This is a genomic window from Paenibacillus baekrokdamisoli (assembly GCF_003945345.1).
GTDB lineage: Bacteria > Bacillota > Bacilli > Paenibacillales > Paenibacillaceae > Paenibacillus_Z > Paenibacillus_Z baekrokdamisoli.
On sequence record NZ_AP019308.1, the window covers coordinates 1,570,259 to 1,582,470 of the forward strand.

Here is a 12,212-nt window from a genome sequence, read left to right on the forward strand (position 1 = left end):
AACGGGTGGCTGCCTTCATTTTTTTGGTGCTGTATATGATTAATACTCGAGTAACAGACATGGGTTCAGAAGAATACGATTCCATATTCTTCAATCTTTCTATACAGAGTCGTTCTGCCGATCTTGAGTAAATCCGCTGCTTTGCGCACATTCCATTCGGTCACGCGAAGTGCCTGTTTAATGGCAGCGATCTCCGCGTCTTGCAGGGAAGTCACAACGTCTGAACGATCTTCTGCAGGTAATCGTTGGTCGATGTTCTCAATCGGCAAATGCTCAGGACTAATTGATCCGCCATCGGAGAGGAAGGTTGCTTGCACAAGAACACTGTTCAATTCCCGAATATTGCCTGGCCAATGATAGTCAAGCAGCTTCCGCTGTGCAGCTTCCGTCAAAAGAGGTATCCTCTGACTATTTTTCTCCAGTAAAGCATGAACCAGCATCAACAAATCTTTTCGTTCTCTTAGCGGCGGCAAAGTAACTTGAATGCCCTTCAGCCGATAGTATAGATCCGCGCGAAAGCGGCCTTCTTGCACTTCCTCGGTCAAATTGCGGTTCGTAGCAGCAATGATTCTGACATCGACGGATCGCTCTTTGACACTGCCTACCGGAGTAAGGATACCTTCTTGCAATACCCTCAGCAGCGCGGCCTGTGCGCGAAGCGACATATCTCCGATCTCGTCCAGAAAGAGCGTTCCTTTATGTGCGGCCGAGAATTTACCCATTTGGCCTTCCCGATTTGCGCCTGTGAAAGCCCCTCGCTCATACCCAAATAACTCACTCTCAACTAGACTGTCTGGAATGGCGCTGCAATTTACTGCGATGAATGGCTGGTCCCTACGAGGCCCAGCTGTATGAATTGACTGAGCGAACAGTTCTTTTCCTGTGCCGCTTTCTCCCAACAATAAAACAGGGAAGTCGGTCAATGCTGCCTTATAGGCTAATTCTTTACGCTGCAGAATCGAAGGACAGCTGCCGACAATATCTTCAAATGTATAGAGGTGTTTATCTCCGGATTGTGGCTTGCGGATAGCCACAGACCGCCATGACTTACCTTGATAATCCTGGATCGTCTCCACGGCAAACCCTTTGTGACTATTGAATTCCTTCCCGATCGCATCACGGCCCACAACATGGAGTGCTGCCTGATTGGCACGTATGATCCGGTTATCCTTGTCTAATGTTAGGAGTGGCATCGGATGGTTACGCGCGGTGTAATCGAGTTCTTTCAAGGTGATTAGATGCTCCTTCATGGAATCTTCGACAATCAGCCTGTTTTGCAGTGAATCAGCAGCAAGAGAAGCGATCATTAGTGAATGATCATGGAAATTTTCTTGTTTGCCACTTATATTCACAACGCCTAACAGTTCTCCATTAGTTCCGAAGACGGGCGAGGATGCACAGGTTAGAAAATGATGCGACACAAAATAGTGTTCACCAGCGTGGACGCGGATCGGCATTTTCTCAGCAAGCGCAATGCCGATCGCATTGGTGCCCTTTCTGCGTTCTTCCCAGTTGGCACCTACCTTTAGTTGAATAAGCCCTGCCTTGCACGAGAAGTCCGGGTCGCCAACGGAGTGAACAATATGGCCTTCTGCATCGATCAGCATCGCAATTTGTTTCGTTTGCTTGATGAAGGAACTCATTCGTTCGAACACTTGTTCAGCATGTTTGACTATAGGACCCCTTTGGTCAAGAAGCTCCCGAATCCGGGTTTCACTTAGTAGGTTATCATCCCAAGGATCGGAAGGTGCCAGCCCAAAATCTTGACAGCGCTTCCAAGATTGATTCATTACTTTCGTCCGGTCATGACCCTCCACAGAAAGCATTAATAACACCTCCAAGGTAATCTCGGTACTCGTAATTTGATCATAACATATTAAGTGCAATGATACAGTCTGTATGATAAGAATGTCCCAAAATGGAACACTGTTGGTGTATCATTTTGGAACTGACCACTTAAGAGCGCTTACAAAATAGCTGATTAGACTCATTTTTTAACGTTGGCACGATTCTTGCTTATAAGAATATGTAACCTATTATGAGGAGGATGGACATATGATTTATGAGCAACCGGGTCAAGATGGATCAAAGGTAACCTTCAAGAAACGCTATGAAAACTTTATCGGAGGCAAATGGGTGGCACCCATAAAAGGGCAATATTTCGATAATCCATCACCGATCAACAACCAAGTCTTCTGCGAAATTCCAAGATCTACTTCAGAAGATATCGAACTCGCGCTGGATGCAGCACATGAGGCAAAAGATGCATGGGGACGTACTTCAGTAACCGAGCGTGCCATTATTCTTAATAAAATCGCTGATCGCATGGAAGCTAATCTTGAGATGTTGGCCGTAGCCGAGACTTGGGATAATGGTAAAGCGGTGCGCGAGACACTCGCAGCAGACTTGCCACTAGCAATCGATCATTATCGTTATTTCGCTGGCGCTATTCGCGCACAGGAAGGGACGCTCAGTCAAATAGATGAGGATATGGTAGCCTATCATTATCATGAACCGTTGGGTGTCGTAGGGCAAATCATCCCATGGAACTTTCCACTACTTATGGCAACTTGGAAGCTTGCCCCTGCACTTGCAGCTGGGAATACTGTCGTACTTAAGCCGGCCGAGCAGACACCAGCTTCGATCCTCGTACTTGCGGAGCTCATTTCGGATCTGCTTCCACCTGGTGTATTGAATATCGTGAACGGATTCGGACTCGAAGCAGGTAAACCGCTTGCTTCAAGCAGCAGAATCTCCAAAATCGCCTTTACAGGTGAAACGACGACAGGCCGATTAATTATGCAATATGCTTCGCAGAATTTGATCCCTGTCACTTTGGAGCTCGGGGGTAAATCACCGAACATCTTTTTTGAAGATGTGGGCGTGAAGGACGATGCGTTCTTTGACAAAGCGATCGAAGGATTCGCCATGTTCGCCTTAAATCAAGGAGAGGTGTGTACCTGTCCGTCGAGAGCGCTCATTCAGGAATCGTTATATGATCGTTTCATGGAGAAAGCATTGAAGCGTGTAGCAGCCATTAAGCAAGGAAATCCGCTTGATACGGATACGATGATCGGTGCACAAGCTTCTACCGAGCAAATGGACAAAATCCAAAGCTATATCAGCATTGGGAAAGAAGAAGGGGCGGAATGCCTAATTGGCGGTGGGCTCGCTTCGCTAGGTGGTGACATTTCCGAGGGGTACTACATTCAACCGACTATTTTCAAAGGACATAATAAAATGCGGATTTTCCAAGAGGAAATATTCGGACCTGTTGTTTCTGTCACAACGTTCAAGGATCAGGAAGAAGCGTTATCCATTGCCAACGATACGTTATATGGACTCGGTGCCGGGGTGTTTACGAGAGATATGAATACAGCTTACCGAATGGGACGCGGCATTCAAGCCGGTAGGGTATGGACCAACTGCTATCATGCTTACCCCGCTCATGCAGCCTTTGGGGGATATAAAAGCTCAGGTATCGGTCGAGAAAATCATAAAATGATGCTTTCTCATTACCAGCAAACTAAAAATCTACTCGTCAGCTACAGCCCGAACGCCCTTGGATTCTTCTAATACGGGGCTGGGTGATGAGGATGAATGTTCAAAAGGTGCTCGCCACCGATGAAGCTCTAGAATTAATTGATCTGCTGGTGTCCAAACATGGTCCTGTCATGTTTCATCAATCTGGAGGATGCTGTGATGGAAGCTCGCCGATGTGTTATCCACTGGGTGAGTTACTTATCGGAGATAGTGATGTGCAGCTTGGAGAAATTGGTGGCGCTCCATTCTATATGAGCAAGTTGCAATATGATTATTGGAAATTCACACAGATCATTGTCGATGTTGTTACAGGCAGGGGAGGCATGTTCTCTCTGGAAAATCCAGAAGGTCGCCGCTTTTTGACTCGTTCTCGTATGTTTACGGAAGAGGAACAGCGCGCTTTGCAACTTCTATAACGGGTAGTATAATAGTGTAAGAAAGCGCTGTCAAATTGATCAAAGGAGGACATCAGACATGGAATTGCAATTAAACTCCGCGTTGGTACAAAAGTTGACCCTGACACCGCAGCTTCGACAGTCAGTGGAGATTTTGCAAATGTCCTCCTTCGATTTGACAACTTATATGCAGGAAAGGGCGTTGGAAAATCCTTTTATAGAAATAAGCGGAGATTCATTTGCCCCCATCCAAGTAGGTTCGAGTCGCGGGACCGCTTCGATTGATCAGGGCAGGATGCTGCAGCACCATTCAAGTGAAGAACTTACGCTGGAAACCGTATTATTGGAACAACTCAATGAGCTTCAATTGGACAAAACCGTTTATCGGCTGTGCAAGCTGATTATTGGTAGTCTGGATGAGCGAGGTTATTTGGCTAAAGAAATGGGATGGATGGCTGAGCAGATGGCGACTTCCATGGAAACTGTTCGAATGGCCACAGGCATTATTCAGCTCATGGAGCCTTATGGCGTCGCTGCCGCATCGCTGGAAGAGTGTTTACTTATACAGATGGAACGGCTAGGGGAGAAGGACTCTCTGGTACTTGAACTCGTCAAGCATGAATTGAACCATATTGCGCAGGGCAGATTGCTTCAATTAGCTTCCAAATATTCGGTATCATTGACGGAGATTCAAACGGCTGTCGATAAAATTAGTATGTTGAATCCAAACCCAGGCGCTGCATACCAACAGGAAAAGATACATTATATCAAGCCTGATCTCTTATTGAAATGTCAACCAGACGGCAGTTATGAGCTTGGGATCTTGGAAGCTTCAACACCTACCGTTACCATAAGCAGCATTTATATGGATATGATGAAGTGTCAGCATGACAAGAATACGGCACAATATTTGAGGAATAACTGGAAAGCCGCCAAATGGTTGCTCCAAAGCATCAGTCAACGTAAGTCGACATTGCTTCAGGTAGGGCAGGCTATTTTTGCCTATCAGACCGACTTCTGCATGAGTGGTACTTCACAAATGAGGCCAATGAGTTTGAAGCATATCGCCCAAAAGGTGCAACTACATGAATCGACGATCTGCCGTGCGGTAAACGGTAAATATGTTCGAACACCCTGGGGACTGTTTGAGCTCAAGCATTTTTTCACATCCGCGATTAGACATACCGATGGAGAAGATGTATCTGCACTCCGTGTGAAGGATAGTATCCGTCATTTAATCAAGGAGGAGGATAAAGCTGCACCATTATCCGATCAGAAAATCACCGATTTACTGCGTAGGGACGGCATTCTAATTGCAAGGAGAACGGTCACCAAATACCGTGAGCAGTTACACTTGTATACCGCTGCGGAGCGAAAAAGACAAAGATCCTCATGTAAATTCAAGTGAGGGTCTTTGTTTATTTCTTACCATCCATAATATGGTAGGATTGAATTAACAAAGGGAGACGAAATCTTGGGAGGTTTCTAAAAATATGGTACAGGAAACAAAGTCAAATATTGAAAACAGTATTCATTTCGTATTTGTTCCAGTAAGAAACATGGAAAGAGCAGTGAATTTTTACAGTGATATTTTGGGGTTAGTCATCAAATCAGGTCCGTATGGAAGCCTTTATAACCTTGATATTAATTCACCGAATATTGTACTTGATAGTAACTTGGAAGAAGATTTCGAACCGTGTAAACACCCACTGTTTTCATTTAAGGCAAACAATCTTGAAGATGCACAAGCGGTGATTATGAATGCAGGCGGTAAAACAAGGGATATAGTATCTTTTGGGGAAACCTCTTTTTTTGTGTTTGATGATTTAGATGGAAACAGAATAATGATTGTTAATAATTAACACAACGTCAAGCAGCGCAAACACATAATATACTTTGATTTTAGTTGGAATGCGATTCTCCACAATCAAAGAAGCCTCTCCTCTTAAACAAGGGGGGAGGCTTCTTTACACTCGCTTTATGCTTCATTTACCAGAACTTTATCATTACTTTCACATTCACTGGAGCAATAGCTATTATGTGCTTTCTCGCAGTCATCGCAGCAGAGATGCTGTAGATGGCAGGTATCATCCGCGCAGTTGATGTATTTGTCTGTTGGCTGTCCACAATGGTGACATTCGCCAACAATAATATGTTCGTCTGTTTGATTAATACGCACGGAAACACGCTCATCGAACACATAACAATTACCATCGAAGCCTTTGCCTTGAACCTCGGGATCTTTACCATAGGTGACGATGCCGCCGTCTAATTGATAGACATCTTTGAAGCCTTGATCACGAAGAACGGAGGTTAGCATTTCACAGCGGATACCGCCTGTACAGTAGGTTAGAATGGTTTTCTCTTTGTGCTCCGCGAGGTTTTCTTGAATCCACGAGGGGAACTCACGGAATGAATCCACTTCAGGATTGATTGCATTACGGAAGTGACCTAAATCAAATTCATAACCGCTTCGTCCATCTAGTACGAGAACGTCATCCCTTTGCAAGTACTCATGAAACTCCTTAGGTGCGAGTCTTTCACCACCATCTGTATTTGGATCGAGTTTAATCGGGTATCGCAGCGTAACTAATTCTTGTTTATAGCGTACAAAAAGCTTTTTAAAGGCATGGTCTTCACTTTCATCGATTTTGAAGACGAGATCAGAGAAGAGAGGGTTGCGATGCATTTCAGCTATATAGTCTTCCGTCTGTTCTAATGTGCCGGATAATGTGCCGTTTATTCCTTCCTCAGCGATTAAAATCCGTCCTTTTATCCCAAGATCCTTACAATATTGGAGATGTTGGGCCGCCAAGGCTTCGGCATCAGGAATAGAGATATATTTGTAAAAAAGTAATATACGATAGTTACTCATGTTTAATAGCACCTTTCATTTAATATTGGGCATAAGAATAGCGGAAGAAAAAGAGAATACTCTTTTCTTCCGCTCATAGAAGGTAAAAGCTACAGTACTTTTGTAATCATAGCAAATAATAAATACATAATCAACATTTAAGTTTATAAAATACCAGAAGATGGGTTGCATTCAATGGTATGCTAGTTAGTTGAGCTAAGTGGTTTAAACACCCTCCGGTACAGTCAAGCCAAGCCCATCCGCAATTCCTTTTCCAAACGCTGGATCTGCTTTATAGAAATGTCCGATCTGACGAAGTTTAATTTCATCATTCTCAACCGGCTTCATTGCACCAACGATATTTTGGATTAACCGCTCACGTTCCTCAACGCTGAGTAGACGATACAAGTCTCCGGCCTGCGAATAATGATCATCATGGTCATAAGCAACACTATCAGCTTCACCAGATACCTGAAATGCAGCTGGCTTGTTCTCAGGTGACTCTTTAGGTCCGCCAAAGCTGTTGGGCTCGTAATAGGTGGAAGCCCCGCCATTGCTGTCGGAACGCATTTGTCCGTCACGCTGATTATTATTCACTTCAGCCACTGGGCGATTGATCGGCAGCGTATTATGGTTCGTACCCACGCGATAGCGATGAGCGTCAGCATAGGCGAATAACCGACCTTGCAGCATTTTATCAGGAGATGCCTCGATACCAGGAACAAATGAGCCAGGAGAGAAGGTGGCCTGCTCTACTTCAGCAAAATAATTGTCTGGATTTCGGTCCAATACCATCCGTCCCACTTCAATTAATGGATAATCCTTCTGAGACCACACCTTTGTAACATCGAATGGATCGAAACGGTAGGTGTCAGCATCCTCTAAAGGCATGATCTGAACATGCAGCTTCCATGCAGGGAAATCGCCTTTGTCGATGGCATTGAATAAATCCTCCGTATGATAATCTGGATTGTCACCAGCTAGTTTAGCGGCAAGGTTGACGTCCAGGTTTTTAACACCTTGCTCGGTTTTAAAATGATATTTAATCCATGCCCCTTGACCTTCAGCATTCACCCACTTGAAGGTATGGCTTCCGAATCCATGCATATGTCTTAAGGTAGCGGGAATGCCACGATCGGACATCAATATCGTTACTTGATGTAAAGATTCAGGAGATAGGGACCAGAAATCCCATACCGCATTCGGGTTCTTCAAATGGGTTTGTGGGTGTCGTTTCTGAGTATGAATGAAATCAGGAAATTTAATCGCATCACGTATGAAGAAGACGGGGGTATTGTTACCGACCAAATCATAGTTTCCTTCTTCGGTGTAGAACTTCACAGCGAAACCCCGAGGGTCACGCACCGTATCGGACGAGCCGAGTTCACCGGCAACTGTAGAGAAACGAATGAACATTGGCGTACGTTTGCCAACCTCGGATAAGAAGTTAGCTTTCGTATATTGGGACAGATCCTTTGTGACTTCAAAATAACCATGTGCCCCTGCGCCTTTAGCATGCACAACACGTTCAGGAACACGCTCTCTATTGAAATGCGCTAATTTCTCTAGTAGGTGGACATCTTGAATTAATGTGGGTCCACGCGAACCGGCTGTCATGGAGTTTTGGTTATCCCCAACGGGAGCCCCCCAGCTTGTAGTAAGATTATTCTTATTCGTAGACATAGCAGAATCCCTCCTTGATCTATTTAGTAACTCTCTATATATTATAATAATTATAATTAAATAATCAATGTAAATTTATAATTAGAAAGTCTAATCTCAATAATTGACCTCCGTTATTGTATGTTCAATTACTGGTTTATTAAGGTATAATTTGGGGGTGGCAACGTCTATTGAGCGCGATGGCTGTAGATGTAGTTAGAATGTTAAATTAATTCTCATAATCACTAGGAGGAAAAAATGAAGTTCCCGTATAAAAGTACTCTGATCATGTTATCTCTTGCATTTGTTGTTTCGGCATGTGGATCAAACAAAGAACAAGTTCATCAGGAGCATACGATGAGTGGTGATTTACAAGAAAAGACAACATCAAATCGGATAATGCCGTCATTTTTAAAAGAACAACCCGAAGAAATTCGCATGGTATATGAAGCAGTAGGTAAATCAACAGAAATACTTAAGTGGATTCCTTGTTTTTGTGGTTGCGGTGAGAGTGCAGGACATGCCAGCAATATGAACTGTTTTGTGAAAGAGGTTAATAAGGATGGTTCTCTTGTATGGGATGACCACGGAACCCGCTGCGGGGTTTGCCTTCAAATTGCAGTGCAGGCCATTAAAATGAAACAAGAGGGTAAGTCCTTAAAAGAAATTCGTGTGTTTATTGATAAAACTTACGAACAAAGCACTGTCAAACCAACAGCTACGCCATTGCCGATGTGAATGAGATATTAGTGAATGCTGATTCTGTGAAGGTAAGCAACCCGAAGGCATAAGAGATCGTCCCGATTTACCGGGACGGTCTCTTTGCATCTCTAGAGAAAGAGGAACTGCTTAATTTATTGCTCAAAGTGTAAAAAGCATGTATTTAACCGATAATTTATGTAAATCCTTTAATTGACAATGGAAAGAGAGGTTCCATGAAAAAATACGCATTCAACGAAATTACCTTTATGCAGTTTATTTTTATCATTCACGGAACCCAAGTAGGAACAGGCATATTCTCTTTACCTAAGGACCTGGCTATTAAAGCGGGAACGGACGGTTGGATCTCTCTTATCATTGGCTGGTGCTGCACCATGATCGCCAGTATTTTGATTGTGCAGATAATGAAAAAGTACCCGAACGATACCTTATCGGATCTGATGATTCGCCTTTTCGGCAAAGTAGTAGGGAAGATCTTCATCATCCCTGTTATTTTTTATTTTGCATTTTTTGCCTGGATCATACTCTTGATAACGGTGCTCTTCGTCAAACACTGGTTTTTACCGCTGACTCCGGATTTTATCTTGATGATTCTATTAATTGTGCCAGGATATTTTGTTGCTAAGAACGGCTTGCGCGTATTGGGCCGGTATTGTGAACTCGTTTTTTATATGATGATGTGGATGCCATTTGTTCTACTGATCCCATTGAAGGATAGCCACTGGATTAACTTGCTTCCGCTCATTAAAGAAGGATGGACGCCGATCTTCAATGGATTAGAAGGGACGATTTTATCCTTTCTCGGTTTCGAAATCGTGTTTATCATCTACCCTTTTTTACAGAAAAAGCAGCTTGCTATTCGTGGACTTGTTATTGCCAACACGTTGACTTTGTTCGTTTACCTTGGAATTACCCTGATTTGCTTCGCTTATTTCAGTCCAGACGACATTACGAACTATAATGAACCTCTACTAAGCTTGTTAAAAGTCATTCAATTTCGATTTCTCGAACGATTTGATATGATCTTTTTGGTTCTTTACTTGTTTATTATTTCGACCGCATGGCTGCCTTGTATGTTTGTTGCGATCTTTTGTACAGGCCAATTGTCAGGGAAAAAGGATCCCGCTCCGCATGCCGTTGTATTCTTCCTATTGTTCATTACGTCGGTCATCGTATTGCATCCTTCATGGAATCAGGCCCTAAAATGGCAGCAATTCATAAGTGAATTTGGGATATGGTTCGCTTATGTGTTTCCATTCTTATTATATTTATATATTCTTGTCTATAATCGATTTCGTAGGCGATTATCCTAGTCGTGTTCGATGTACCTAACAACGATATTCCTTTGCCTCGTATGCCATCTCTTTCATGAGCTCGATGAAATGCTGTGCCGTTTTTGTTAGATAGCGATCCTTCAGCCAGATTAATCCCGTTGCAAAGGTTAGCTGGCTGTCTGCGATTGCGAAGGCTTGAACCTCATACCCGCGATGTAATTTAAGAATAGACTCCGGTACGATCGTTGTCCCATCTCCAGAGGACACCCACTCCAATAACGTTACGATATCAGAACATTCCCCAATCACATTCGCATGCAAACCACGCTCGGTAAATTGATCGATAATGCTCTGATAAAGCCCAAGACCTTCTCTACTTGGCAAAATGAGCGGATAATGCTGGATATCACTATAGGTGAATGGCTGCGATTCAGGCAAGGAAGTTTTGGCAGTTACAAAATAAAAGGGCTCGGATTGAAGCTTCAACACTTCAAAATCGCTTAGCTCAAGCGGAAGCCGTACAATTGCAAGCTCGATAGAACGTTCTCTTATGAGACGAAGAAGCTGCACGGATTCATTTTGTTGTATTTTATAGGTGACACTAGGGTAGCGACTTTTGAAAATACGCAATATATGCGGTAATGGGACACAAGACAATGTGTTAACGCCTACCATCAATTTGCCTCGCGTACCGCTGCCAATCTCTTTTACTTCGATCTCCGACTCTTCTAAGAGCTTCGTCAAGTGGAGGGCATGCTTATATAAGGCCTGTCCTGCGTCGGTCAGTTCCAATACTTTACCTGTTCGTATAACAAGTTGGACCCCAAGTTCTTGCTCCATACCTTTCAATTGTTGCCCGAGCGGGGGTTGTGTCATGTGCAAGCGTTGGGCTGCAACGGTAATTTGCTTCTCTTCAGCGATAGCAATGAAATAGCGAAGTTGGCGAATGTCCATCCAAGGAATCCCCTCCTAACCGAATGATAAAAGTATGCAAAATGAACTTTATAAATATTTTCCGTATGTCAATGGCTATGGTACCATAGAAGTAGAAGAGGAAGAAAGGAAGATAGATAGATAGATAGATAGATAGATAGATAGGGGATACTGATAGGATGTTAGCATCTTGCAAACTTTGACAAAGAGGACGTGGTGTCAATGAATCTAACGTTTTTTCAGGCAGCTGAAAACGGAGATACCAATACCGTATTACAATGGATCAAAGACGGGACAGATATCAATACACAAGATGAACTAGGGCGAACCGCGATTCTAGCCTCTACACATGGTAATAAAGTTAATACGGTTAAAGCATTAATTGAAGCTGGAGCCGATATTAATCTGCAAGATCACAAACGGGATAATCCCTTCTTATACGCTGGTGCACAAGGATTGCTAGAAATCGTAAAGGTCTTGATTGATGCTGGCGCTGATTCAACGATTACGAATCGTTATGGTGGAATAGCACTCATACCCGCAGCGGAACACGGTTATGTTGAAGTCGTTAAGGAGCTGCTTACCCGGTCAAAAGTAAATGTTAACCACGTTAACAATCTAGGATGGACGGCGTTGATGGAAGCAATTATCTTAAATAACGGCGGTGAAAAGCAGCAGCAAGTCATCCAGCTGCTCATTGAATATGGAGCAGATGTGAATATTCCAGATAAGAATGGAGTTACACCTCTGCAGCATGCAAGAGCGAATCATTTTACAGCCATTGCAAGTATTTTAGTAGACGCTAGGGCTTTGACTAATACAAATTGAGAG

At 43.5% G+C, this 12,212-nt stretch carries 10 protein-coding genes and 1 pseudogene; 7 read left to right on the plus strand and 4 right to left on the minus strand.

The window, feature by feature from the left end:
* Positions 1 to 65: 65 nt before the first annotated feature.
* Positions 66 to 1,826 (minus strand): sigma-54-dependent Fis family transcriptional regulator, encoded by a 1,761-nt coding sequence (locus EKN16_RS06875; RefSeq protein WP_125654854.1) that lies wholly within the window; start codon positions 1,824 to 1,826, stop codon positions 66 to 68.
* 229 nt (positions 1,827 to 2,055) lie between these two features.
* Here EKN16_RS06875 and adh point away from each other — a divergent pair, with 229 nt between their 5' ends.
* The 4 genes from adh to EKN16_RS06895 all read left to right on the plus strand — a co-directional run bounded on the left by adh (position 2,056) and on the right by EKN16_RS06895 (position 5,800).
* Entirely contained in the window at positions 2,056 to 3,576 is a 1,521-nt protein-coding gene (adh, locus tag EKN16_RS06880) for an aldehyde dehydrogenase (protein WP_125654856.1), read from the plus strand.
* A 20-nt stretch (positions 3,577 to 3,596) separates the two neighbouring features.
* Positions 3,597 to 3,959 carry a DUF779 domain-containing protein gene (locus EKN16_RS06885; RefSeq protein WP_125654858.1) on the plus strand — a complete coding sequence of 121 codons (363 nt, stop codon included), beginning with the start codon at positions 3,597 to 3,599 and terminating at the stop codon, positions 3,957 to 3,959.
* Between the two features lie 58 nt (positions 3,960 to 4,017).
* A complete protein-coding gene (gene rpoN, locus EKN16_RS06890; RefSeq protein WP_125654860.1) occupies positions 4,018 to 5,346 on the plus strand; it encodes an RNA polymerase factor sigma-54 in 1,329 nt (442 codons plus the stop codon).
* A gap of 85 nt (positions 5,347 to 5,431) precedes the next feature.
* Entirely contained in the window at positions 5,432 to 5,800 is a 369-nt protein-coding gene (locus EKN16_RS06895; RefSeq protein ID WP_125654862.1) for a VOC family protein, read from the plus strand.
* Positions 5,801 to 5,916: 116 nt separating this feature from the next.
* On the opposite strand, the gene trhO is transcribed toward EKN16_RS06895, so the two are convergent.
* The gene (gene trhO, locus EKN16_RS06900) at positions 5,917 to 6,813 is read right to left on the minus strand and encodes an oxygen-dependent tRNA uridine(34) hydroxylase TrhO (protein WP_125654864.1); all 897 of its coding nucleotides are present in this window, start codon (positions 6,811 to 6,813) and stop codon (positions 5,917 to 5,919) included.
* A gap of 204 nt (positions 6,814 to 7,017) precedes the next feature.
* A complete protein-coding gene (gene katA, locus EKN16_RS06905; protein ID WP_125654866.1) occupies positions 7,018 to 8,475 on the minus strand; it encodes a catalase KatA in 1,458 nt (485 codons plus the stop codon).
* Positions 8,476 to 8,742: 267 nt separating this feature from the next.
* On the opposite strand from katA, the gene EKN16_RS06910 reads away from it, so the two are divergent.
* Together EKN16_RS06910 and EKN16_RS06915 are read left to right on the plus strand one after the other, a co-directional pair.
* Positions 8,743 to 9,192, plus strand: coding sequence for a PCYCGC motif-containing (lipo)protein (locus EKN16_RS06910; RefSeq protein WP_408636358.1), 450 nt, complete (start codon positions 8,743 to 8,745; stop codon positions 9,190 to 9,192).
* 197 nt (positions 9,193 to 9,389) lie between these two features.
* Positions 9,390 to 10,487: a GerAB/ArcD/ProY family transporter gene (locus EKN16_RS06915; RefSeq protein WP_125654870.1), complete on the plus strand. Its 1,098-nt coding sequence runs from the start codon at positions 9,390 to 9,392 to the stop codon at positions 10,485 to 10,487.
* Between the two features lie 15 nt (positions 10,488 to 10,502).
* On the opposite strand, the gene EKN16_RS06920 is transcribed toward EKN16_RS06915, so the two are convergent.
* Positions 10,503 to 11,402, minus strand: a complete 900-nt coding sequence (locus tag EKN16_RS06920) for a LysR family transcriptional regulator (RefSeq protein WP_125654872.1) — start codon at positions 11,400 to 11,402, stop codon at positions 10,503 to 10,505.
* A gap of 183 nt (positions 11,403 to 11,585) precedes the next feature.
* Here EKN16_RS06920 and EKN16_RS06925 point away from each other — a divergent pair.
* Positions 11,586 to 12,209 (plus strand): annotated as a pseudogene (locus EKN16_RS06925) (ankyrin repeat domain-containing protein); the annotation flags it as partial.
* Positions 12,210 to 12,212: the final 3 nt, after the last annotated feature.